The sequence below is a fragment of the Acidovorax sp. sif1233 genome, assembly GCF_019218755.1.
Classification (GTDB): domain Bacteria; phylum Pseudomonadota; class Gammaproteobacteria; order Burkholderiales; family Burkholderiaceae_C; genus Acidovorax.
Genome location: NZ_JAHUWZ010000004.1, coordinates 380,268 through 404,369, shown reverse-complemented (window position 1 = coordinate 404,369; position 24,102 = coordinate 380,268). Strand labels below are relative to the sequence as shown.

General features: G+C 68.3%; 19 protein-coding genes. 6 read left to right on the top strand and 13 right to left on the bottom strand.

Annotation, left to right across the window (positions count from 1 at the left end; genetic code table 11):
• The first annotated feature begins 222 nt into the window (after positions 1-222).
• Together KW843_RS16230 and fusA are read left to right on the top strand one after the other, a co-directional pair.
• On the top strand, positions 223-1,875 hold the full coding sequence (locus KW843_RS16230) for a CorA family divalent cation transporter (RefSeq protein ID WP_218296181.1): 1,653 nt from the start codon (positions 223-225) through the stop codon (positions 1,873-1,875).
• 707 nt (positions 1,876-2,582) lie between these two features.
• Positions 2,583-4,616 (top strand): elongation factor G, encoded by a 2,034-nt coding sequence (gene fusA / locus KW843_RS16225; RefSeq protein WP_218296180.1) that lies wholly within the window; start codon positions 2,583-2,585, stop codon positions 4,614-4,616.
• Positions 4,617-4,773: 157 nt separating this feature from the next.
• Here fusA and KW843_RS16220 read toward each other — a convergent pair whose 3' ends face one another.
• Complete coding sequence (locus KW843_RS16220) at positions 4,774-5,703, bottom strand: LysR family transcriptional regulator (protein ID WP_218296179.1); 930 nt, start codon at positions 5,701-5,703, stop codon at positions 4,774-4,776.
• Positions 5,704-5,800: 97 nt separating this feature from the next.
• Here KW843_RS16220 and KW843_RS16215 point away from each other — a divergent pair, with 97 nt between their 5' ends.
• Positions 5,801-6,787 (top strand): 2Fe-2S iron-sulfur cluster-binding protein, encoded by a 987-nt coding sequence (locus tag KW843_RS16215; RefSeq protein WP_218296178.1) that lies wholly within the window; start codon positions 5,801-5,803, stop codon positions 6,785-6,787.
• A 3-nt stretch (positions 6,788-6,790) separates the two neighbouring features.
• Here KW843_RS16215 and maiA read toward each other — a convergent pair whose 3' ends face one another.
• The 8 genes from maiA to KW843_RS16175 form a co-directional block, all read right to left on the bottom strand.
• The gene (gene maiA, locus KW843_RS16210) at positions 6,791-7,429 is read right to left on the bottom strand and encodes a maleylacetoacetate isomerase (protein ID WP_218296177.1); all 639 of its coding nucleotides are present in this window, start codon (positions 7,427-7,429) and stop codon (positions 6,791-6,793) included.
• Positions 7,430-7,431: 2 nt separating this feature from the next.
• A complete protein-coding gene (locus KW843_RS16205) occupies positions 7,432-8,433 on the bottom strand; it encodes a tripartite tricarboxylate transporter substrate binding protein (protein ID WP_218296176.1) in 1,002 nt (333 codons plus the stop codon).
• Between the two features lie 97 nt (positions 8,434-8,530).
• Positions 8,531-9,655: a cupin domain-containing protein gene (locus KW843_RS16200; protein WP_218296175.1), complete on the bottom strand. Its 1,125-nt coding sequence runs from the start codon at positions 9,653-9,655 to the stop codon at positions 8,531-8,533.
• Positions 9,656-9,686: 31 nt separating this feature from the next.
• Positions 9,687-10,394, bottom strand: a complete 708-nt coding sequence (locus KW843_RS16195; RefSeq protein ID WP_218296174.1) for a fumarylacetoacetate hydrolase family protein — start codon at positions 10,392-10,394, stop codon at positions 9,687-9,689.
• Positions 10,395-10,466: 72 nt separating this feature from the next.
• On the bottom strand, positions 10,467-11,744 hold the full coding sequence (locus KW843_RS16190) for an NAD(P)/FAD-dependent oxidoreductase (RefSeq protein WP_218296173.1): 1,278 nt from the start codon (positions 11,742-11,744) through the stop codon (positions 10,467-10,469).
• A 27-nt stretch (positions 11,745-11,771) separates the two neighbouring features.
• On the bottom strand, positions 11,772-12,086 hold the full coding sequence (locus KW843_RS16185; protein WP_218296172.1) for a non-heme iron oxygenase ferredoxin subunit: 315 nt from the start codon (positions 12,084-12,086) through the stop codon (positions 11,772-11,774).
• A 9-nt stretch (positions 12,087-12,095) separates the two neighbouring features.
• Positions 12,096-12,569, bottom strand: a complete 474-nt coding sequence (locus KW843_RS16180; RefSeq protein WP_218296171.1) for an aromatic-ring-hydroxylating dioxygenase subunit beta — start codon at positions 12,567-12,569, stop codon at positions 12,096-12,098.
• A gap of 2 nt (positions 12,570-12,571) precedes the next feature.
• A complete protein-coding gene (locus KW843_RS16175) occupies positions 12,572-13,834 on the bottom strand; it encodes an aromatic ring-hydroxylating dioxygenase subunit alpha (RefSeq protein WP_218296170.1) in 1,263 nt (420 codons plus the stop codon).
• A gap of 308 nt (positions 13,835-14,142) precedes the next feature.
• Here KW843_RS16175 and KW843_RS16170 point away from each other — a divergent pair, with 308 nt between their 5' ends.
• Positions 14,143-14,718, top strand: a complete 576-nt coding sequence (locus KW843_RS16170) for an IPTL-CTERM sorting domain-containing protein (RefSeq protein ID WP_218296169.1) — start codon at positions 14,143-14,145, stop codon at positions 14,716-14,718.
• A 189-nt stretch (positions 14,719-14,907) separates the two neighbouring features.
• On the opposite strand, the gene KW843_RS16165 is transcribed toward KW843_RS16170, so the two are convergent.
• Both KW843_RS16165 and KW843_RS16160 read right to left on the bottom strand, forming a co-directional pair.
• Positions 14,908-17,265, bottom strand: coding sequence for a glycosyl hydrolase family 18 protein (locus KW843_RS16165; protein WP_218296168.1), 2,358 nt, complete (start codon positions 17,263-17,265; stop codon positions 14,908-14,910).
• Between the two features lie 57 nt (positions 17,266-17,322).
• Entirely contained in the window at positions 17,323-20,208 is a 2,886-nt protein-coding gene (locus KW843_RS16160) for an IPTL-CTERM sorting domain-containing protein (protein ID WP_218296167.1), read from the bottom strand.
• 282 nt (positions 20,209-20,490) lie between these two features.
• On the opposite strand from KW843_RS16160, the gene KW843_RS16155 reads away from it, so the two are divergent.
• Entirely contained in the window at positions 20,491-21,723 is a 1,233-nt protein-coding gene (locus tag KW843_RS16155) for a helix-turn-helix transcriptional regulator (protein WP_255594772.1), read from the top strand.
• Between the two features lie 40 nt (positions 21,724-21,763).
• On the opposite strand, the gene KW843_RS16150 is transcribed toward KW843_RS16155, so the two are convergent.
• Positions 21,764-22,837 carry a hypothetical protein gene (locus KW843_RS16150; protein WP_218296166.1) on the bottom strand — a complete coding sequence of 358 codons (1,074 nt, stop codon included), beginning with the start codon at positions 22,835-22,837 and terminating at the stop codon, positions 21,764-21,766.
• A 125-nt stretch (positions 22,838-22,962) separates the two neighbouring features.
• On the opposite strand from KW843_RS16150, the gene KW843_RS16145 reads away from it, so the two are divergent.
• Positions 22,963-23,334, top strand: coding sequence for a YciI family protein (locus KW843_RS16145; protein ID WP_218296165.1), 372 nt, complete (start codon positions 22,963-22,965; stop codon positions 23,332-23,334).
• Between the two features lie 78 nt (positions 23,335-23,412).
• Here KW843_RS16145 and KW843_RS16140 read toward each other — a convergent pair whose 3' ends face one another.
• Entirely contained in the window at positions 23,413-24,090 is a 678-nt protein-coding gene (locus KW843_RS16140) for a hypothetical protein (RefSeq protein ID WP_218296164.1), read from the bottom strand.
• Positions 24,091-24,102: the final 12 nt, after the last annotated feature.

Sequence of the window (24,102 nt, the reverse complement as noted above, 5' to 3'; positions counted from 1 at the left end):
GCCGATGCGGTGGACCCATCCTCCGCTGTTTTGGTTAGCATGGTTTCCGAAGCCCGGTTTGCGGCAGGTCGCGAGGAAATCCGGGATTGATTTCCTGGCTGCACCACGTGAAATGGGCGCTGGCGCCCACGCCATGACGGCTGAATGAACCGCCAGTCGGCGCACGGTGCCCACGCCGCAAGTGTTTTGCTCGGCATCACGAACCAGACGAAAGGCCACTGCATGTCAACCGAGTCCTATCCCGCCTGCGTGCGGGAGTTGCGCCAGGTCCTGTTGTGGCCCCTGCGCCTGATGCCGGTGCGGGGTTCCGAGGGGCGGCACGCCAAGCCCTGGCAGGTGCTGGCGGACATGGGCGAGGCCTCGCCCTGGCGCGAGGTGGTGGATGAATTCACGGGCGACAGCGATCGTTTTCACGAGCGCCACTACAACGAGTTCGTGACCTTCTTGCCCTACGTGCAGCGCTTCCTGTACGGCGAGGGGCGCAGCCAGAAAGGCAGCAGCGCCGCAGGTTCACCGATGCGGGTATTCCGGCGCAGCGACGTCAGTGCCGTGCGGGCGGTGCTGCACCCCGGTGCGCCGCCGATCACGCTCGACATCGTCCATGTGGACCTTTACTTTTTCCTCGACCTGGATCTGGTGCTGCTCAATGTCGAGGTCAGCGCCCGCGACCTGGCGCTGGCCCAGGCGCAGGAACTGCTGTACCGCTTTGGCCGCGGCTACCCCGCCAGCTGGGATGCGAAGGGCCATGCGCAGCACTGCCTGTACAGCGCCGAGTGGCTGGACGCCGCGGGGCAGGTGCTGGCCCAGTCCGACGCCAACCAGCGCGACCTCTTCATGGCCCATGTCAGCAGCCACCGCGCCCCGCGCATCGCCGCCCATTGGGCTTGGCTGCTGGAGCCCCTGGTGAGCGACCATTCGGAGCGCAGCGGTCCCTTGCGCTATCGCCAGATCGAGTACTACCGCATGCCGCAACTGGCGTTCCTGGCGCTGGACAACCCGCGCGCACTGAGCCGCAGCGACTTCGTCCGCCTCGGCCTGGTGACCGGGGCGGCCACCTCCAGCGACGACGCCAGCCTGCCCTATGCCGAAGAGCATCTGGCCGACTTCGAAAAGCGGTTTTGTTACGACCGATTCTGGAGCCACAGTGGCGCGGCTCCCAACACGCGGTATCTTTGCAGCGGCCATTCGCTGCTGGTGCTGGGCGATGCCCACAGCCCGTTTTTTGTCTGCCGCGACCGGGGGGTGCTGGCGCAGTTCCGGCACCAGCATTTCTTGTTGTTCCTGATTGCGCATTTCCAGAAAGCGGCGCTGCTGATGTTCTCGGACCGGCTGGCCGAGGCACTGAAAAACCTGGACATTGCCGACGCCGCCAGCGTGCGCCGCTTCAAGCGCACGATCCGTGACAGCTTTGCCGGCTTTCTGCGCTTCACGCACCGCTACTGGTTCCACGAGGTGTCCGAACAGGCCCAGGTGCGTGCCCTGTTCCGCATGTGCGCCAACCACCTCGGGCTGGACCCGCTGTACACGGAGGTCAAGGAGCGCATTGGCGAAATGAACCAGTACCTGGACGCGGACAGCCTGCGCCGCCAGGCCAACACCGTCGTCAGGCTGACGGTCGTGACCATCTTTGGCCTGATCGGCACCGTGACCACGGGCTTCCTGGGCATGAATTTGCTGGCCGAGGCCGATGCTCCCCCGGCCCGCAAGCTGGGGATTTTTGCCGTCGTGTTTGCCTTGACCACCTTGCTGACGGTTTACACCATGGTCAAGTCCAAACGCCTGTCGGACTTTCTGGACGTGCTTTCGGACGAACGCGCCAGTGCCTGGCAGAAAGTCAAGGCGCTGGGGCTGGTGTGGCGGCGCACAGGAGAATGAGGTGTGCTGCCCATGCCCCTGCTGGCCGTTCATCGCCGAGTTTTGACCAGGCAGTGACTGTTGTCGCCGATGGCACCCATCCGTTGGAAAATCGCGCGTGACGGCAGTCGCTGTGTGGCCTACAGCGGTCATCCACCTTCGATGCAGTGACAGGCATGCACGCAAGATTCAGTTGCGCCGTCCTGCCGCCCGCTGTGCCTGTAACGTCGATTCGGCCCTGCCGTGTGCAGGTTTCGAACGCCGTGCGGCCAGGCAACAGCCAGTTCTTTGCCCGAGCCGGAGGCGGCAGGCGCAGGCAGGCAGCCAGGTCGCTTGCAAGCTCTCTGTGCGAGGAGGATAATTCGGTCTTATGAAAATTCTCACCAACGTGATCAAGGCATCGTTCACCCCCTAGTTGCGCCCCTCGATCGCGTGTCGGAGGGCTGTGCGCCTTCCGGTCCATAAAACCCCGGCAGGCTCCACCTCCGGGGTTTTTTGTTTTTTCAGACTTTCTCACCACCCAACCTATGCGTACCTACGACAAGTTGATTGCCACGATTCCCGGCCGCCGGAGCTTGAGTTCCGTGCGCCCGGGCTTCGGCGACAGCACAACACCGATTCAACGCTAGCCTGAAGGCGAATCCATCTCGCCTGGGCTGGCAGATAGCCAACCAGGCGGCAGCTGCTCGCAGAGCCGGGCGCAGCCGCAAGAGATTGAAAGATTCGCCATGAGAAATTCACGCAACACCAGCAATGCCCATCTGCGTAACCTCGGTGTCATCGCCCACGTCGATGCGGGCAAGACCACGACCACCGAACGCATCCTGTTCTACACCGGCGAGAGCCACCGCATCGGCGAAGTGCACGACGGCACGGCCCACATGGACTTCGATCCACAGGAGCAACAGCGCGGCATCACCATCAACAGCGCGGCCGTCACCGTGCACTGGAAGGGCACGCAGATCAACCTGATCGACACGCCCGGGCATATCGACTTCAACATCGAGGTGAACCGCTCGCTGCGTGTGCTCGATGGCGCGGTCGTCGTGTTCGACGGCGTGGCAGGCGTGGAGCCGCAGACCGAGACCAACTGGCGCTTGGCCGACAAGTACCGCGTGCCGCGCATCGCCTTCATCAACAAGCTCGACCGCGTGGGTGCGGACTTCCACCGCGTCGTGGCCATGATGGAAGAACGCCTGGGCGTGCGCGTGGTGCCGCTGCAGATCCCCATCGGTGCGGAAGGCGACTTCCGTGGCGTGGTGGACTTGCTGAGCCTGCGCGCCCGCATCTGGGACAAGGACGACGCGAGTGCGCCCTACCGCGAAGCCGACGTGCCCGCCGAGCTGCTCGAGCAAGCCGTGCGCGCACGCGCCCGCCTGGTAGAGGCCGCCGTGGAGCAGGACGAAGCCGCGCTGCAGGCCTACGTGAACGGCGAAGAGGTCGCTGTGGACGTGCTGCATGCCGCCCTCCGCAAGGGCGTGCTGGCAGGCACCTTCGTGCCCGCGCTGGCCGGCTCGGCCTTCAAGAACCGCGGCGTGGAGCCTTTGCTCGACGCCGTGGTGGACTACCTGCCCTCTCCGGACGACATCGTGCGCGAAGGCGGCGAGACCGCTGCGGACCCGTTCAAGGCCCTGGCGTTCAAGGTCGTCACCGACGACCATGGCGCCAAGGTGTTCGTGCGCGTGTACAGCGGCCGACTGGGCCGGGGCGACGTGGTGCTCAACACCAGCACGGGCAAGACCGAGCGCGTGTCGCGCCTGTACGAAGTGCATGCCGACAAGCACATCGAGCGCGACGAGCTGGTGGCGGGCGACATCGCCGCCGTCGTCGGCCTCAAGGACACGCTGACGGGCCACACCCTGAGCGATCCGGCCCACCCCGTGGTGCTGGAGCAGATCAGTGTGCCCGAGCCGGTGATCCACGTGGCCATCGAGCCCAAGGCGAGCGCGGACCAGCAAGGCCTGTCCAAGGCCCTGCAGTCCCTGCTGCGCGAAGACCCGAGCCTGCGCCTGCAGCACGATGCCGAATCCGGCCAGACCATTCTGTCCGGCATGGGCGAGCTGCAGCTCGAGGTCTCGATCGAGAAGCTGCGCGCACGCCACGGCGTCAACGTGTCGGTCGGCCGCCCCCAGGTGGCCTACCGTGAAACCATTTCGAAGAGTGTGGAGGTACACCATGTGCACAAGAAGCAATCGGGCGGCCCCGGCCAGTTCGCCGAGGTGAGGTTGCTGCTCGAACCCCTGCCAAGGGGCGAAGGCATCCGCTTTGAAAGTCGCATCGTCGGCGGCGCCGTGCCGCGCGAGTTCATCCCTGGGGTGGAGGCCGGCATCCGCCGCGCCGCCCTCACGGGCGTGGTGGCGGGCTTCCCCGCCGTGGACTTCGCGGCCACGCTGGTGGATGGCAGCTTCCACGAGCGTGACTCGTCCACGCTGGCCTTCGAGCTGGCGGCCATGGCCGCCTTCCGCGAAGCGTTTGCCAAGGCCGGGCCCCAGGTGCTCGAACCCGTGATGGCCGTCGAGGTCATCACCCCGGCCGAGTACCTGGGCGACAGCATCGGCGATTTGAACCGTCGCCGTGGCGTGGTGCGCGGCCAGGGCCAGCGCGGCAATGCCGCCACGGTCGAGGCCGAGGTACCGCTGAAAGAGATGTTCGGCTACATCGGCAGCCTGCGCGCATTGTCTTCGGGCCGTGCGCAGTACTCGATGCAGCTGGACCACTATGGGGTGGTGCCTGCGGGGGAGATGGCTGCGTTGGTGCCGTGAATTGAATCAGCGCGATAGGCCGGAATCGATGGCCTGGCAGCGCAAGACGGGAGGGGCGTGGACGGATGTCTGCGCCCCTTTTTTTGTCTGCGATGGGAGCCTGGATGGCGGCGTCGGTTCAGGAGCGAGCTTGTGGACGGCCCCAGACTGTCGGCGGTCACGGCGACCCGCTGCCATCAGCGCGATCGCCGCCGAACAGCTCGAACACCATGCCACGCAGCCACTGGTTCACTGGTTCGCGATGCACCTTGGCATGCCAGAACACACTGATCGGTGCCTCGGGCAACTTGACCGGGTGCGTGCGCAATGTCAGCCCGAAGGGCTCGACCAGCTTGAGTGCCAGGAGCTCGGGCACCGTCGCCACCAGCGCCGTGCCTTGCAGGATGTGGCCCACACTGACAAAGTGCGGCACGCTCAGCCGCACAAGGCGGTCGATGCCGGCCTTCTGGATCAACTCGTCGACTTTGCCATGCCCCGTGCCCGCGGCGACGATCACCAGGTGCTCCGCCGCCTTGTAGTCGGCGAGCAGCAGCTTCGGCCGGTCCAGCGTGTGGCCCTTGCGGAACAGGCACACATAGCGCTGGCGAAACAGCCGCCGCTGGAAGAAGCCCGCCTTGAGCTGGGGCAGCAGACCGATGGCCAGGTCCACCTTGCCAGACTCCATATCGTCGCGCAGATTGGTCGCGTTGTTGCGCACGGTATTCAGCGTCACACCGGGCGCTTCCCGCCCCAGGCGCTCCAGCAGCGCTGGAAGGAAGACGATCTCTCCAATGTCCGTCATGCCGATGGTGATGGTGCGCTTGAGCGTGGCTGGCGTGAACTGCATGCGCTGGTTCAGTCCACTGTGGATCATGCCCAGCGCGTATCCGACCGGTTCGCCGAGTTGTTCGGCAAAGGGCGTGGGCACCATGCCGCCCGACGTGCGCAGGAACAACTCGTCGCCGAAGATTCGGCGCAGCTTGGCCAGCGCATTGCTGACGGCAGGCTGGGTGAGGCCCATGTTGTCGGCCACCTTGGACACGCGCCGCTCGACCATGAGTTGCTGAAACAAGACCAGCAGGTTCAGATCGATGTCAGATAACTCCATCGCCACTCCATCAGTGCGGGTGATATGAAGCGGCAATGGTATTGCAGCCGATGATTCTTATGCACAATCGCATGAATGATCTCGCAGCCCGCCCGCCATGGACATTCTTGTTCAGCCGCTTAACCGCGTGATCCGTGCCGCACCGGGCGTGAATCTGCTCGACGCCCTGCGCGCGGCGCAGGTTCCGATGTCCTACTCCTGCCTCTCCGGCCGCTGCGGTATCTGCCGCTGCCGGGTGCTCGATGGCGAGGTGTTCGATGGGGGGCGTGAGCAGCAGCGCCCGCTGGACGGCATGGACGGTGCCGTGCTGGCCTGCCAGACCTATGTGACCGAGGCCTGCACGATCGAAGTGCCGGCGCCCGAGGAGGCCGTGGTGCACCGGGCGCGTGTGGCCAAGGCCACTGTCGCGGCCATCGAGCCGTTGGCGGTCGACATCCGGCGCCTGCTGCTCAAGGTTAGCAAGCCGATCGCATTCTCACCGGGCCAGTACGCGCAGATCGCTTTCACGCCGGCCCACGTGCGTCCTTATTCCATGGCGAGCTTGCCGGGCGAAGAGCTGCTGGAGTTCCACGTGCAGCTGATGCCCAGGGGCCGGGTCAGCGGCTACATCGCGGATCAACTGAAGGCAGGGGATGCCGTCAAGGTCAGCGGGCCGTTGGGTGCAGCCTATCTGCGCCAGCAGCACACCGGGCCGATACTGTGCGTGGCGGGGAGCACGGGGCTGGCACCGGTGCTTTCGGTGGTGCGTGGCGCCGTGGCCGCCGGCATGCGCAACCCCATTCACTTGTACTTCGGAGTGCGCTCGCCACGCGAGCTGTACGGCCTCACCTGGCTGGACCAGCTGCGCCACGCACACCCTGCGCTGCAGCTGCATGTGGTGATGGCCTCGGGCGCGGACCCTGCGGCGCAGCGGCGCGGGCTGGTGACCCAGGCCATCGAACAGGACCACGCCAGCCTGCGCGGCTGGCATGCGTATCTGTGCGGCTCACCGCCGATGGTGGAGACGACCACGCTGGTGGCGCTGGGCAAGGGCATGGAGCCGGCCCACATCCATGCCGAGGCCTTTTACATGCAGGGCGACTGAGGTTCAGCCCGCATCGGGCTGCGCACTGGGCGCGGCTTGCCGGAATGCGTCCAGTTGCCCGCAGGCCAGGTCCACCGCCTGCACCCGCGGCCAGCGCGCCAGGTCGACCTTGAAGCGGCGCGCGCTCTCCACCTGCGGCACCAGGTAGACATCGGCCAGCGTAGGGTGCTTGCCAAAGCAGAAGTCGCCACGCCGCCGGTCGCTCGCGAGCAGTGTTTCGATGGCGTCGAAGCCCGCGCCGATCCAGGTGCCGCACCAGTCGTTCACGGCTGCCTCGTCCGCGCCAAAACGGTGGCGCAAGGCTTCCAGGATGCGCCGGTTGTTGACCGGGTGGATATCGCAGCCCACGATGGCCGCGAGTGCGCGCACCTGGGCACGCTCTGCGGCATCGGTGGGGAGCAGCGGCGGACTCGGATGGCGCTCTTCGAGCCATTCGATGATCGCCGGCGACTGGGTCATCAGGCGGTCGTCCGTCTCCAGGACCGGCACGAACTGCTGTGGATTGATCGCCTTGAAGGCCTGCGCCAGATGCTCCTCGCGCCGCAGATCGACCGCGACCTGCTCGTACGAAAGGCCTTTCAGGTTCAGCGCGATGCGCAGGCGGTGGGACGTTCCACTGCGGAAGAAGGTGTAGAGCTTCATGGTCAGTCCAGAGCGATCTTGGCGCGCTTGACGACATCACCGAACGTGCGCGAATCGCGTTCGATGGCGCGGATCAGCTCGCTCGGCGGGCCAATGTAGGGCTCGAATCCGAACGTCGCCAGGCGTTCCCTGACCTCGGCGGTCGCGAGCACCTTGCCCACATCGGCATTGATCTTCTCGATCGCCGCCTTCGGTGTGCCGACAGGAGCGAACAAACCCACCCAGGTCTTCACCTCGAACCCCGCCGGCCCGCCCGCCTCGCCGACGGTCGGGATATCGGTGAAGCCCGCCAGACGCTTGGGTGCGGCGAGCGCCAGGAACTTCACCTTCTTGGCCTGGTACATCGGTCCGGCCGTCGCCGCCGTGCCGAACGCCCACTTGATGTCACCGGTGGCGACGGAGGTGTAGACGTTCCCCATGTCCTTGTAGGGCACGTGCATCATCTTCGTATCGGTCGCGGCTTCGAGCATCGCCGCACCCACGTGGGCCACGCTGCCGATGCCCCATGATCCATAGGTGATCTCGCCGGGTGCCGCCTTGGCTGCCTTGATCAGGTCTCCCACGTCTTTCCACGGCGAATTGGCCGCCACCACCACGAAGAAGTTGGTGAAGTACACCGGTGCCACCGGCTCGAAGTCCTTCAGCGGGTCGTAGGGCAGTTGCTTGAACACATGCGGCTGCAAGGCCATGTGCGTGTTGTCCACCTGCAGCACGGTGTAGCCGTCAGGCGCTGCGCGTTTGGCGTCGCTAATGGCGATGAAACCGTTGGCGCCCGGCTTGTTGTCGATGACCAGTTGCTGGCCCCAGTGGCGCGACAACCTCTCGCTGAGGATGCGCATCACCGCGTCCGGGCCGCTGCCCGGGGAATACGGCGCGACGGACCGCACGGGCTTGGCGGGGTATGTCTGCGCCGCTGCGCCGGGCAAGCCCGCAGCGGTCAGCAGGGCCCAGGCGCAAAGCGCAGCGGCCGTGCGGGAAATGGAAGTACGGATGGCTGTGGTCATGGCTATGTCTCCTTGTCATTGGGCCGGAATCGGCCTGTTGTTTCGTGGCTGATCGGTGGGGTGGGCAAGCGCGGCATGCGGGCCGGAGGCCTCCGGCTCAACCGGTGGTCTGGGCGCGGTGGGCGTGCAGCGCCTCGAAAATCGGCGCGTCGCTGAAACGGAAAAGGTCGAGCGCACCCGAGGCGGATGCCTGGGCCGAGAACGGCTGCCACGACGGCACCACGAACAAGTCGCCACGCGCCATGTGCCAGGTGCGCTCTCCCACGGTCACGGAGCCACTGCCGTCGAACACCTGGAACACGGACGAGCCCACCTCGCGATGGACGCGCGTCGCGCCGCCCGCGCGCACGCGGTGCATCTCGGTGCGCATCGTCGGCAGCACGTCGCCGCCGGTGGCAGGGTTGGTAAAGCGCACCGCCGCATGCCCCGGGCTCAGCGTGCCGGCCTGGCCTTCGGCCTCCAGGGCGAGCTGATCGGCCAGCGCGCGGTGGGTGTCCACCCAGCGGTAGGCCAGGAGCGGGGTGGCGGGCTGCGCTCCCGGCATCGAGACGGGGCGCAAGCCGGGGTGGCCCCAGAGCCTTTCGGAGTACGAACGCTCCGCCGTGGTGCGCTCGGCGGGCGAAATCCGCTCGCGCCCGACCTCGAAGAACTGGCTCTCGGTGTAGTACGAGAACGGAATGTCCAGGCCATCGATCCAGGCCATGGGCTCGGTGGCGGCGTTGTGGTGGGCGTGCCAGTTCCACCCTGCCTGCGGCAGGAAGTCGCCGCGCGACATGCGCACCGCATCGCCATTGACCACCGTCCAGACGCCCTCGCCCTCCACCACGAAGCGGAAGGCGTGCTGCGTGTGCCGGTGCTCGGGAGCATCTTCACCCGGCATCAGGTACTGGATGGCGGCCCACAGCGTGGGCGTGGCGAACGGACGGCCGCCCAGCGCCGGGTTGGCCAGCGCGATCGCGCGGCGCTCGCCACCGCGGCCCACGGGCACGATCTCGCCGGCCTGCGCGGCCAGTGCCTTCAGCCGGTCCCAGCGCCACAGGTGTGGCACGGCCTTGGATTGGGGTTGCCGGGGCATCAGGTCGCCGATCTCGGTCCAGAGCGGCACCAGCAGTTCCTGCTCGAAGCCTCGGTAGAGCTCCTCCAGCGCGGGCGTGGGGTCGGGCTGGCCCCGCCCCGCCACGGCATGCAGCCGCACGGGGGAAGGCGTCAGGTCGGTGGTCATGGTGGGTTTGTCTCCTTGATTCATCGTTGTGTCACTCCGCAGGGCCGACGTGGAGCACGATGCTGCCCACGCCGTCGATCTGGCCGTCGATGCGGTCACCTGGCTGCACCGGGCCCACGCCTTCGGGCGTGCCGGTGAAGATCAGGTCGCCGGGCAGCAGGTGGTAGAACCTGGACAGGTCGGCGATCAGCTCGGGGATGTTCCAGATCAGCTTGGACAGGTCGGACTTCTGGCGTACCTTCCCGTTGACCGACATCGCCAGCTCGCCCTGGCTCAGGACGGCCTGCTGCATCGGCACGATCTCCGAGACCACGGAGGACTGCTCCACGTCCTTGCCCAGGTCCCAGGGCCGGCCTTTCTCGCGCGCCACCAGCTGTAGGTCGCGGCGCGTCATGTCCAGGCCGCAGGCATAGCCGTAGATGAGGCGCGGAGCCTCGGCCTCGGGCACGCGAAAGCCGGGCGCGCCGATGGCCACCACCAGTTCCATTTCGTGGTGGTAGTCCTGGGTGCCCGGCGGGTAGGCCACGGTGGCACCGGACTCGACCAGTGTGGACGGTGCCTTGGTGAAGTAGAAAGGCACCTCGACCGACTTGTCGACCGGGCGCCCCATCTCGACCGCATGCGCGTGGTAGTTGCGGCCGACAAAAAACAGCCGCTGGATGGGCAGGCGCTCGCTTCGGCCACGCACCGGCAGCGCATAGACCGGCGGTGGAGTCCAGAGATAGGTGGTGGAGGTCATCGGGGTTTCCCTTTTTTGAAAGTGGTGGTGGGGTGGGTTCAGGCCTTGGGCAGTAAGCAACGGGCGCCTGGTTCACAGCTTGGACATCGGCGTGCCCAGGTCCGCCAGGCGCTCAACATTGACCGGCCTGCGCTGCTCGATCAGCCGGCGCGCGAAGCGCAGGTCGCGCGCCGCATTGGGGCCGATGGCGGCCTGGACCACGTCGCCGGCCAGGTAGAACAGCACGAAGCCGCCGCTGGCCTGGTCGCCGCGCTGCACCACACGGTGCGCGGGCGTTGGCACGCCGTAGATCTGCAGATTCATGCCGTACTGGTCGGACCAGAACCAGGGCAGCGGCTGGTAGTCCACCGCGTGGCCCAGGGCCGAGCGCGCGGCAGCGATGCCCTGGTCCTGCGCGTTCTGCCACGACTCGAGCCGCAGCCTGCGCCCGGCCCAGGGGTTGAGAGCCACGGCCACGTCGCCAGCGGCCAGGATGTCGGGGTCGGACGTGCGGCACCGGGCATCGACCAGCACGCCGCCTTCGCAGGCCAGGCCCGCCTCGCGCGCCAGTTCGTCGTTGGGCACCAGGCCGATGCCCAGCACGATGGTGTCGGCCGCGAGCACGCTGCCATCAGCGAGCAGCACTTCCGAGCGGCCATCCGCCGCGCGCGCAAAGCCTAGGACTCCAGCGCCCAGCACAACGCGGGTTCCCTGAGAGTGATGCAGCGCCAGCAGGTACTCCGATATCGCGGCCGGTACGGTGCGTTCGCACAGGCGGCCCTGCGTCTCGACGACCACGACGTCAGCGCCCCGCTGGCGTGCCGTGGCCGCCACCTCCAGACCGATCCAGCCGCCGCCCACCACCACCACGCGACGGCCGGGCATAAGCGCGGGCGCCAGCGCCATCGCATCTTCGATGGTGCGCAGCGTGTGCAGCGGCACCTGGTCGGCCCCGGGCACCGCGAGTCGGCGGGCCCGCCCTCCGGTGCACAGGATGAGCTTGTCGTAGGGCACCGCTTCGCCATCGGACAGCAGCACCTGCCTGGCGGCGCGGTCAATGCGGCGCGCCTGCACCCCGGGCCGCCATTGCGCACCCAGGGCGTCGAAGGCCTCGGGCTTCATCAGGCGCGTCGTCTCGGGCTGTGCGGCGCCAGACAACACCGCCTTGGACAGCGGTGGCCGCTCGTGCGGCGGGTGGACCTCGTCACCGATCAGCACGATGCGGCCTGTGAAGCCTTCGCTGCGCAGCGTCTGCGCGGCCCAGCCACCGGCCTGGCCGGTGCCGACGATCACGATGGTATGGATCGGGCGGGCGGCCGCGCCTTCATCCGGCAATGCGGCGGCCGCAACCTCTGGTCGCTTGGCAGTCATGGGCTTTCCTTGTGAGGGCGGTGGCGCTCAGTCGAAGGCCAGCCAGACGCGGCCGCCCTCGATCTTGACGGGGTAGCTGCGCAGGGGCTCGGTCACCGGCGCGCAAGTGGGCTGGCCGGAGCGCACATCGAACTTGCCCTGGTGCAGCGGGCATTCGATCTCGTGCCCGTCCAGGAAGCCGTCGCACAGCCGTGCATGGCCGTGGGTGCAGACGTTGTCGGTGGCGAAGACTTCGCCGTCCACGCCATACAGCGCGATGTCCCGTCCTGCAACGGCCAGGCCCATCACGTCATCCTGCGGCACGTCGTCCCGCGCGGCGGCGTCAATCCAGTTCGTGGTCATGGCAGTTCCTCAGATGGGGTAGATCAGCGAATTGGGGATCATCTCGCTGTCGTAGATGACCAGGCGCGAAGCGAACTTCAGGCCCTCGGGCGTGCGCACCACCTCATCGAGCGTACGGCCCACGTTGAAAACGGTGGACTCCTTGGACAGGCGCGTGCGCAGCACCGCGTAGTTGGCCTCGCTGTGGATGCGGCCATCGGCACCGACCTGGTGGACGAGCGGCGCACTCACCACGTGGCGCTGGTAGTAGGGGTCGTGGAACAGCGTCTCGCGGATGCCATAGACGCGGTCCTTCAGCATGCCCTTGCTGTCGAAAGCCAGCGTGGCGAGTGGAAAACCGCGTTCGTGGTTCTCGCGCGGCTGCAGCTTGTAGCTGCAGTCGTCGATGAAGAACTCCGGCCAGGCATCCCAATCGGCGGCGTCGAGTGCACTTGCGTAACGGGCATAGAGTTGCGTCAGTTCGTAGTAGGTCTGGAACTCCATGGTCACGCCTCCATCACCTTGCGCCAGTATTCGTACATGCCGCGGATCAGCGTCTCCGTGACCATGTGGTCCGTGTCGCCGACCTCCCGGCCACCGAGTTCGGCCAGCGTGCGGTGCGCGGGCTTGGTCTCGAAGCCTTCCTGCGACCACTCGATGACTTCGCCATCGTCGGCCGACACGAAGCCCGCCGGGCCGAAGAGGTTGGCCTGGCGCAGGCGACGCTGCGTCATCTCTTCGCTGTCGTCTTCGAAGCCGAAATGCGTCCAGACGAAATCGAAGGCGCCCTTGCCGTCCGGCTGGATGTGGCGTGTGGACACGCTGTTGACCTGCTGCTGGAAGATGACGCTCGGAAACACGGTCATCATCACGGCCGTCGGTGCACCCCACCAGTCTTCGTGCACGATGTCGAGAAAGCGCGGGTCGTTCAGTTCCATGCCCGCCTTGAAGCTGGACACCTGGGTCACGTCGGCCGCCTTGCCGGCCGCGCCGCGGGTGGACACCATGGCCGCATGGCGATGCTGCGCGTCCATCAGCAGCTGGGACTTGTTGTCGGCGCGCCAGAGACCGAAGGTGACGAACCAGGTGTGCAGCAGGCCTGGGTGGTAGGGGTCCTTGATGTTCTCCTGCATCAGCTTCCAGTTGCCTGGAATCCGCTGGCGGTTGTAGCCCAGGATCGTGAGCTTGCGGCCGTCGAACAGACGGTCGAAGTAGCCCAGGATCGCGGGCCCCAGGAAGTCCTCCAGCGGCTCCACGCCATGGTCGAATGACGCGAACACGACGCCACCGCGCGTGGCGACCTTGAGCTTGGTCAGGCCATGCTCGGCAGGATTGAAGTCCGCCGGCATGCCGCCATTGACCTTGCCATCCTGCTTGACGCCGCGCCGGAACGGCACGCCCTGCAGGTCGCCCGACAAGGTGTAGTTCCACTGGTGGTAGGGGCAGGTCAGGCTGTCGCGGTTGCCGTGCCGCTCGCGGCAGAACGCCATGCCGCGGTGCGCGCAGACGTTTTCCACCACATGGATCGAAGCATCCTTGTCACGCACCAGCAGCACGGAGCGTTCGCCGATGACGGTGCGCTTGAAATCGCCCGCGTTGGGGATCTCGGCTTCCAGGCCCACGTAGCACCAGTGGCCGTTGTAGAACAGCCGGTCGAGTTCTTTGCGGTACAGGTCTTCGTCGGTGTAGGCCTGGAACGGGATGCGGCTGGTACCGTCCGTCTCCCAGCGGATCTGCCGGGGAAAGACGGTGACGGGGCATTCATGCATGGGCGTCTCCTTTGTTGTGCTGGTCGGTGGTTCCGATGCGGGCTGCATTACAGCGCCTGGGGACGGATCATTCGCCGCCAAGCTATATCAGTCAATGGAACACGCGTGATGTTTCACATCACCGATATGAATATTGCTTTTGGGCACGGCCTGGGGGCCTTGTTGTGGGTGGGAGGTGAACAAGGGCGGCGCAGCATGACGGTGTCCGGGCCAGGCGCGGGTCGCATGGAGCTGCTCCCACCGCGTGTGTCGGCGCGCTGCTGCGCCGCGGCGGTCAATAATCACCCACACAACCCAGAAAGAGTGCAATGAACCACCAGTCGCCGCGTCTTGCCGTCACGGCTTTGCTTTTCAGTGCGCTCTTTGCAGCAACCGCATCGGCGCAAGTCGCACCGGTCATCGCCAAGAGCTTCAACCCGTCAGTGGTCGCGCCCAACGGCAATTCCATCGCGACGATCACGGTGACGAATCCAAACGTTGCCGTGGCGCTCAACAACGTTCAATTCAGTGACACCATGCCGGCGGGGATCGATCTCATCACCCAAACGGGCGGCACATGCAGCACGCTCGCGACGGGGGGAGGCATGTTCTCCATCAACCCCGGCGCGGAGACCTTTTCCAGCAGATCGAACGTGCTTGCCGGAGGCCAGTCCTGCACGATTACCGTCAGTGTTCGGGGGACAGTCATCGGCGCGCACGTCAACACGACGTCGCCAGTCACGTCCAGCAATGCCCCGCCTGGCGCCGCCGCATCGGGAACGCTCACCGTGATGGCGGCCAGTGTTCCCGCCCCTGTGCCAACCTTGTCCGAATGGATGGTGATGTTCCTTGCTGCCGCACTGGCCATGGCGGGCGCCCTCAGGCTGCGGGCGTACGCAGCCTGAGGTTCGGAGGCTGGGCCGCAGCCCCGATCCCCATATCTTGCATGCGGCGTGCGGCGTGCGGCGTGCGGCGTGCGCCAGCGCACTTTCGCCGGCCAAGGCGGGGCTGGCTTCGTGGACGGCGAGCCCTGGCCCCTTGCGCCGCTCAGGCGCCCTTGCCCTCGCTGAGTGCGCCCGCTTCGCTGTCGGCCGTCAGGGGAGCTGCACCGTCACGGGTGCGGACAGTGGCCCCTCGTTGCCCGCGGCATCCAGCACGCTGACCTGGTAGTAGTGGCTGCCGAGCGGCGGCGCGACGTCGGTGTAGCCCGAGCCGGTCACCGTGGCAATCGCCACGCCGTCGCGGTAGACGCGGTAGCGCGTGGCGCTGTCCGCGATGAAGGCCTGCTTGACGGCCTGCATCTGCGGATTGCTGTTCGATTGCGGCAGGTAGCCATAGTTGATGGTCCACACCAGTGTTCCGCCCAGGCCCTGCTCGCGCACCCATTTGCCCTTCTCGGCGATGGAGCGCTCGTCTTCGAAGCTCAGGTAGGTGACCGGCGTGTTCGTGCCGCGGTTCCAGGGTGGCGAGTAGGTCATGTAGCCTTGCTTGGCCACGTCGTCCCAGTGGTACGTGGCGCCCGCGCGGTTGAAGGCGTTGTCGTTCACCAGGCGCTGGTAGTTGTTCTCCCAGTCGCCGTTGTTCATCCAGCCTTGCATGCCGTCCATGCTCTGGCGCGGACCGGTGACGGGATGGTTGTAGTACGCACCGTACAGGCCGATGCCGATGCCCAGCCTGGAGCGCGCGATGCCCATGTCCAGATAGGCCTGCACCGTCGATTCAATCGAGGTCGGGTACAGATCGCCCGCACCGGACAGCGGCGAGTGGTGCCACGACTGCCAGCCCCAGTCGCCGGCCATGCTGTAGGTCATCAGATTGAAACGATCGACTGCGGCGGCCACCTCCGCGTGCCAGGGCGTGATGTCGGGGTCGTTCTTGTTGACCCAGAAGCCGGGCCAGCTCAGCTCCAGCGGCGCGTTCGGCGCCTGGTAGCGGGCACGCAGCGCCGAGGCGGCGCGCAGCTCGCGCAGCAGCGCCAGGGCCTGGGCGCGGGTAGCCACCGTGTCGAGGTTCTCTTCCCAGTCGATGTCCACGCCGTCGTAGTTTTTCTGCACCGCCTTGTCGAGGATGTTCTTGATGAAGCGCGCGCGCACCGTGGCATTGGCGGTGGCGGCAACAAAACCGGGCCCGTCGCTGTCTCCGCCCACCATCATCACCGCCTTGGCGCCCGCGGCGTGGGCCTTGGCGATCAGCGCGTCCTCCACGTTGGCCAGGTGGCCCGAGCCGGCGCCCTCCAGCAGGTCGCCCGCCCGGCCGCCGGGCAGTGAACCGAGCGCGGGCGCATAGCGGCCGAAGACGAAGTGCGTCATGGTGCCCATGTCCACGGCTTCGGGCGGGTAGGTTTCCCAGAACCAGCCCGCGTAGTAGCCGTTGACCCATTTGCCGCTCTGGGCGGTGGGGTTCCATCCCACGTTCACCCCGCGGCTGGTCCTGGCGGCCGTCACGCCGCCCACGGGTGGCAGCGGATTGGTGGCCTCCACGGCCACCTGGGTGGTGGCGGCCACGCTTTGGCCCGCGGTGTTGGTGCAGGTCAGCGTGTACGCAGCGTTCGCTGCGGGGCGCACCAGTTCGTTGCCCTCGGCCGCGCGCGGCCCGCTCCAGCCGCCCGAAGCCGTGCAGGTGGTCGCGTTGTGGGCCTGCCAGGCCAGCTGGGTGCTCTGGCCCGCCATGATGCGTGCGGGCGTGGCAGTGAAACTGCCGATGGTGGGGGGCTGCTGTGCTTTGCGCACGGTCACCGTGGCCGATGCGGCCGTGGTGGCGCCAGCCGCGTTGCGGCAGCTCAGTCCGTAGGTGGTGGTGACGGTGGGCCGCACGCTGGTGCCGCCGGTGCCTGCCTGTTCTCCGCTCCAGCCCCCCGTGGCGGTACAGGCCGTGGCGTTCTCCGTGCTCCACGAGAGGATGCTGCTGTTGCCCGCCTCGATCACGTCGGGCTGGGCCGTGAAAGCCTGGATGCGTGGAGGCTGGGGCGGTGGCGTGTTCGGCGCCGTGCCGTCGATGAAGAGCTGCGCGAGTCCTTCGCCGCCCGCCTCGAAGTACTCCATGCGCACGGTGTGGCGCCCCTCGGACAGGCGCACGGACGCCGTGTCCATCGTGATGCCGTGCACGGTCCAGTTGTTGATGATGCGCTTGCCATCCACGAACACGCGCACGCCGTCGTCGGTGTATGTCGTGAACCTGGCGGCGCCCGCGGCGAACGGCAGGCTTGCGGTCCAGCGCGCGGAGAAGCTGTCCACCGGCAGCCTGGGGGCCGGGCTGTCGGTCATCCAGTAGTAGTCGATGGGGCCGCTCTCGCAGCGCTCCAGCACGGCAGCGCCCGCCAGCTTGGTGTTGGGAAAGTACTCCGCCAGCCATTGGCCGGGGGCGCATTCCAGCGCGAAGGCCTGGGTGCCGGCCAGCAGCAGCGAGGCGGCCAGGGCGCGTGGGATCCAGGGGTGGGAGGTAAGGTTTTTCATGGTGTTCCTGGCCGCCAGCGCTTTTCTGGAAAGCGCTGGCAGCTCTCTTTTTGATAGTTAAACAACAACAAATCGGCGTGCGCGCAGGCCGGCCAGCAGCATCAGCGCGGCGAGCAGCAGCACGCCCCATTCGCTCAAGGTGGGAATGGCCTGCGCGCCGCCCGGATCGACCACCGGCCCGGGCGCGGGCGCCACGCCGCCCGTGGGCGGGGCCGATGCGCTGCCGCCCGTGTTGTTGGCCGTGACGGTGAAGGTGTAGGTGACGCCGTTGGTGAGGCCCGTCACGGTGCAGGTGGTGGCGGGGTGCTGCACGGTGCAACTGGCGCCGCCGGGCTGGGCGGTGACGGTGTACGACGTGGGCGCGGTGCCGCCCACGGGCGCCTGCCAGCGCACGGTGACCTGCGCGTTGCCGGGCGTGGCGGTGACGTCGGTGGGGGCGTTGGGCGCGCCTGCCGGCATCACTTCGATGGGCACCGAATCGGACGCCAGACCGTTGACGAACACCGTGGCGCGGTACAGGCCGGGCGCCATGCTCGCTGGCAGAAGGCCGGTGACGACGACGGTTTCGCTGCCGCCATTGGGGCGGATGCGTGCGATGGGCAGCCACACCACGGCGCCGCCGTCTTCGCCTTGCAGGCGCACCAGCGGCACTTGCGTGGCCGATTGGCCGGTGCCGCCGCTGCTGGCTTCGACGGCGCCTACCATGCGCAGACCCGACAACTCTGGCGTGTCACTGCGGGACATCCGGCCCGGGTAGGACGTGATGCGGGGGCGACGGGCATCCGCCACGGCGCTGGGGTTGCCGTAAAGCAAGGCGGTGGCGATGGGGCCGCCGGCGTTGATGCCACCGGTGATGAGCACTTCGCCGTTGGCCAGCAAGGTGGCGGTGTGGTCGGTGCGCGCCTGCGGCATGGCGTCCACGGCCTGCCAAGTGCCGGTGGCAGGGTCGTACAGCTCGGCGCTGGCGACGGGGCCGAAGGGGGCCGTGGTGCTCGAGCCGCCGGTGACGAGCACGCGGCCATTGGGCAGTGCAGCGGCGCGGTGATAGACACGGCCCGTCAGCAGGTTGCCCGTGGCCTGCCAGGTGTTGGTGGCGGGATCGAAGATTTCAGCGCTGGTGCCCGAGGCCGCGGTACTGCCACTGCCGCCAGCCACCAGCACACGCCCATCCGGCAGCAGCGTGGCGGCGTGCCCGGCGCGCATGTGAGTCATCGCGGAGGCGGGCGCCCAGGTGCCGGTGGCGGGGGTGTACAACTCGGCGCTGCTATGGATGCTACCTGCGTTGCGGCCCCCGGTCACCAGGACGCGGCCATCGGGCAGCCGTGTAGCGGCGTGATGCCGGTCGCGGGGCTGGATCATGTCTCCCGTGGCCTGCCATTGGAGGGTGGCAGCGCGATAGACCTCTGCGCTGCTGGCGGCGCCGTAGCCCGTGCCGCCCGCGATGAGCACGTCGCCACTGGGTAGTACGGTGGCGGCGTGGGCGGCGCGGGGGCGCAGCAGGGGCGAGGTGCGCGTCCAGCTCGCCGTGTTGGCGTCGTAAATTTCGGCGCTGTCCAGGGCGACGGAGCCGTTGTAGCCGCCCGCCACGAGCACAAAGCGGTCATTGGGCAGCAGGGTTTGCGTGTGTTCGACACGGGCATCGTGCATGGCCGTGGTACTGCTCCACTGCGCGGTGCTGGGGCTGTAGCGCAGCGCGGTATTGCTGACCGTGCTGCTGTTGCCCACGGTGCCGCCTGCGATCAGCACCTCGCCATTGCTCGACACCCGTGAGGCGGTGTGGAGCTGGCGCGCCGCGGCCAAGCTTGCGGTGTGGCGCGCGGCCAGGGTGTTGAGCTGCAATAGTTCGACGTTCGCCAACGCGCCGCCCCCCGCGCCCTCGCCGCCCGCCACCAGAACCTCGCCGGTGTGCAGCAGCAGCGCGCTGTGCTGGCCGCGTGCCTGCGCCATGGGGGCATAGACGCTGCTCAGGCCCGCAGCGGGGCTGAAGATTTCCACCGCCGCCATGGGCGTGCCACCGGCGTCGTCCGCGCCGCCCGCCAGCAGCACGCGCCCGTCGGGCAGCAGCGCGGCGCTGTGCTGGGTGCGCGCAACCTGCAGGGCGCCGCTGGCCGTCCAGGTGTTGGCGGAGGGGTCGTACAGCAGGGTGTCGCCCAGCGCACCGCCGCCGTCGTTGCCGCCGGCCACGAACACGCGGCCGTCGGGCAGCAGGGTGGCCGTGTGGTTCACGCGGCGCGCCGGCAGCGGCGCGGCGGCGGTCCAGGTGCCGGTGGCGGGGCTCCAGAGTGCGGCGGTGTTGGTGACGCTGTCGCCGTTGTCGATGCCGCCCGCCACGAGCACGCGGCCGTCGGCGAGCAGCGTGGCCGTGTGCTGGCGCGCGCCCATGCCGGGCATGGAGCCGGTGCTGTCCCAGGTGCGGGTGGCGGGGTCGTAGATTTCGGCGGACTGCAGGCCGTCTTGCCCGGCGGTGCCCCGGCCACCGGCCACGAGCACGCGGCCGTCGGGCAGCAGCGTGGCGGTGTGCTGGCGACGGCGCAGCGCCATGGTGCCGGCGGTGGCGCTGACGGCGCCGGCCTGCGGGTCGAAGGTGGCGGCCTCGCGCACCGATGCGCCGGTGCCGCCCTCTCCGCCCGCGATCAGCACCGTGCCGTCCAGGAGCGGCGTGGCCGTGTGGCCCGCGCGCGGGCCGGGCAGGGCGGGGCCGCTGGTCCAGCGGCCCGTGGCGGTGTCGTAAAGCTGCGTGCTGGCCAGCACGCCGCCGCCGCGCCCCCCGGCGAGGAGCACGCGGCCATCGGCCAATTGTGTGGCGGTGTGCTGGTAGCGCGCGCCGGTGAAGCTGCCGGCAGCCTGCCAGCCCGCGGCATGCGCGGTGCTGGCAACGCCCAGGCACAGCGCGGTGGCGTGCAGAACGCGACGGGCCGTGTCGGCCCATGCGGGGGTGGTCATTGGGGGGTCTCCTGAGAGCAAGCAGAAGCCCGCGATTCTTGGAACGCCCGTGCTTTCTGCCTATCGGTCACCTGACCGATGCGCGTGCATTTGTTGGCAAATCGTCGCGCAAGTGGCGTGGGGTATCCCGAGGGGGAATGGCGCGCGCCGCGGCGGCCCCGCACAATCGGCGCCGCCGGGATAGGCGTGGCCCCACGCTTTCCCGCCGCGCGTGGGGCGCAGCCCCCAGTGAGCGGCTTTTGAGCCTGGGGCGGCCCGGCGATGAGAAAAAAGGAAACACGCTTGCATCACGCATTGACCGAACTGCTGGGCACCGTGGCCGACGAGGCGCGCTGGGGCGAGGCGCTGCACGGCTATGCCACCAGCCTGGGCGCGGACCAGATAGGCTGGTTCGTGCTGGCCAGCGGGCCGGAGCAACTGGCGCAATGGGGTCCGCGCTTTGCTGAACACCCGGACCCGGGCTACTGGCTGCACACCCCCTCGGCCGAGGGCGCGCCCGCGCTGGTGGGCCGGGGCGTGACGGCCGAGGCCACGCTGCGCTACGCCGCGCTGTACCGCGAGCAGGACCCGCTGTGGGATGCCGCCATGGCGGGCTACGCCCAGGCCGGTCCGGGCGGCATCTCGGTGGTGACGGATGCGCCCGCCCCTGCGGCACGGCGCTTTCGGCAGACGGCGTTCTACAACGACTTCCTGCGCCCGCACGACATCGGCACGCGCATGTTCGGCGGCGGGTGGAATGCGCGGCACCCGGGGGGCCACCTGTTCGCGTCGGTCTATCGCCTGCGCGACGACGAGGGCTTCACGGCAGAGCAGGCGCGGCGCTTCCATGCGGAGTTCGGCGCCTTGCAGCACGCCGCCTTCCTGCACCGCGAGATGTTGTCCCTGCGCACGCGCACGCAGGGGCTGGAGGCACTGATGGAGCGCCTGCCCATGGGCATGCTGTTCTTCGGCACGGGCGGGCGCCTGCTGCACGCCAACGCCCGCGCGCGGCACCTTGCCGCGAGCCCCGGGCACGGCAGCCTGCGCAAGCTGCTCACGGGCATTGCCAATGTGCGGCAGGCGGACGCTGCGCTGGGCGCGCTGTTCACGCAGTCACTGCATGGTGAAAGCGGCTGCGCCGAGTTGCCGGGCGGGCTGCTGCTGGTCTCGCTGGCCGTGGGCGATCTGGCGGCGCTGGGCCTGAACCACGCGGCCCCCGGCGTGGCCTGGGTGCTGATGGAGCGCACGCTGGACGCGGCGGCCGCCGCTGCCCTGGTGTGCCAGGCCTACCGGCTGAGCCCGGCCGAGGGCGCCCTGCTGCTGGCGCTGATGCGCGGCCAGACCCCGCAAGACTTTGCCGACGCGCGCGGCGTGCGCATCCGCACCGTGCGCACGCAGATGAGCACCCTTCTGCTCAAGACCCGCACCCAGCGCCAGCAGGACCTGGTGGCGCTGGGGGCGCGGCTCATGCTGCTGGCGCCGGGGCAGGCCGCCGATGGGGCGGTGGCAGCGGGGGCGCGGACCACAGCGCCCTGAACGGCGAAGCGGGACATGTGCCGCCCCGGGGGGCGTGGAGTCAGGTGCGCAGGGTGTGGCCCAGGTCGTCCCAGCCGCTGGTGCCGGTGGCTGCAAAAATGGTGCGCAAGTGCTTCTTCAGCGCGGCGCTGCCCACGCCCGTGCGCTCGGTGCAGTCCGTGCGTGCATGGCCCAGGCCGGCCAGCAGGGCAATTTCGCGCTGCAGCGGGCTCAGCGGCAGTTCGAACACGCGGCGCACCACGCCGATGCCGCGCGGGCGCAGCAGCTGCAGGGTGACCAAGAGTTGTTGTGCCCCGCCCGCCATGGGGTGCAGGGTATGGGCGTCGGCCGCCAGCCAGCCACCCGGCATGGGAATGCGCTCGGCGCCCTGCGGGGGCTTGCCCAGGCGCCGGGGGAGATCGTGCAGTACCGCCGTTGCCGCCGTGCCGTGCACGCCCAGCCCGAGAAGATTGGCTTGCCGCAGCAACTGGATGGCGGTGGTGTCGGCGAGCTGCGGCTGCTGGTTGGCCGCGTCGAACAGCACATGGCCCACCGGGCTGTTCAGGCCGGTGTCCCAGGGGCGGGCAGGGGGCGTGTGCGGGAAGGCCCGCGCGAGGCTGGCCGATGCGCGCTCCAGCAGCGCGGCCTCTGCGTCGCCGAAGCCCTTGCCTGGGGCGCGGAACAGCGCGGCAATGGCACGGGTGCGGCCTTGCGCTTCCACCCGCAGGTCCAGCGTGTGGTGGTGGCCGCTGGCGCGCACGAGGAGGTTGTAGGAGTTGGAGCGGAAATAGCGGGCATCCGGCGCCATCAGCCTGCCGACGCGCGGACCATCGGGCCGGGCGAGGGCGAGCACATTGGTTTCGTGGGGGCCCACGAACAGTTGCTGGAACTCGTTGAGGAACAGGTCTTGCGCCGATGCAGGGGAATCCTCGTGGTGGAAGCCTTCCGGCAGGCCCTGCCCGTCCATCCAGAACAGGGCCGCCGCATCGGCACCCACCAGCATGCGCAGCACGGCGCACACCTCGGGGGCCACGGGCGCGAGGCCGAGGCCCAGGCCGCAGAGCATGTCCAGCTCCTGCCACAACCGCTGCCGGGATGCGGCCGTGAGGGCTGGGGAGGATGGCCGCGAATTCATGGGGTGAGGGGGAATGCAAGTCGGGAAGGGGGCATTATGGGATCCCGCACTTTTTTTCTGCACATGGTCGATTTGCGACCGTCAGCTTCGTCGTCAGTGCATCACCACCCTCAAAGCACCTCCGTATGAAATACCTCGGCCTCGCCTACTTCACCCCCGAAAAATTCGCCGCGATGGCGCCGGACGACGTCCAGGCGCTGGTGCGCCAGTGCCCCCCGCTGGACGAGAAGATGCGCGCTACCGGCAAGGTCCTGGTGTCCGCGTCGCTTGGCGACCTGGACAACTGGGCAACGCTTCGCCCGCTCGGCGGCAAGACGCACGTCAGTGACGGGCCGTACACGGAGTCGAAGGAAGTGGTCGGCGGCCTCTTCATCATCGAGGCGGACAGCCGTGAGGAGGCGCTGCGCATCGCCTCCATGCACCCGGCGGCCACGCTGGGCGAAGAGGGCGGATGGGCCATCGAGCTCATCCCCATGGATTTCTACCTGGCCCGGTGAGGGCCCGGGCGCCTGTCGCCAGGGTGCTTCGGGGGCTCTCCCCACTAAGACCCGGCATGCGGTGCCTTCTGCCGCGCCTCATGCCCTGCGGCGGCGCAGCACTCCCAGGCCCGCCAGCAACGCGGACAGCAGCACCCACCCCGTGCTGCCCAGCGCGGGCACCGGCGTGGCGCTGGGCGCCAGAAGGGCCGGCGTACAGGGGCTGTTGAAGGGCTGTGGCGGGCTCCAGCGTGAAAGCTGCTGCGTCTGCACGCCCCCCGAAGCGTCGTGCACGCTGCGGTTCTGGGCGGCATCGGAGAACACGTTGTTGATGCCGTTGGCGAACCAGTGCGCCGGCACGGTGTGTGTGATGCCCGTGCTGCTGAACGATGCGCCCGCCGGGTCGCCATTGATCTCGGTGAACATGCCGGTCAGCACGCCGGCGCCATCGGTGGTGGCGCTGCCCAAGGCCAGCGTGGGCGCGGAGATGGCAAGGTCCTGCACGAAGCCCACGTTGCGCGCGTCGTTCATGCGCCAGAAGGTGCACCTCAGGTGCGCCCCGGTCCATGCCTGGTTGGAGGCGGAGTTGCCCCCGTTGTCGAACACGAAGGTGACGCTGTAGCTCTGGCCGCTGATGATCTCGGGGAAGTCGGTGGTCGAGATGGTCCCGGTGTAGGTCGTGGCGAAGGGCGCGGCCTGGGCGGCGCCCGGGAGGCCGATGGCGCAGGCCAGGAAGGCGGTGGCGAGCCTGCTGCGGTGGTTGCGGAGATGGCGCATGGAGGTTCCTCG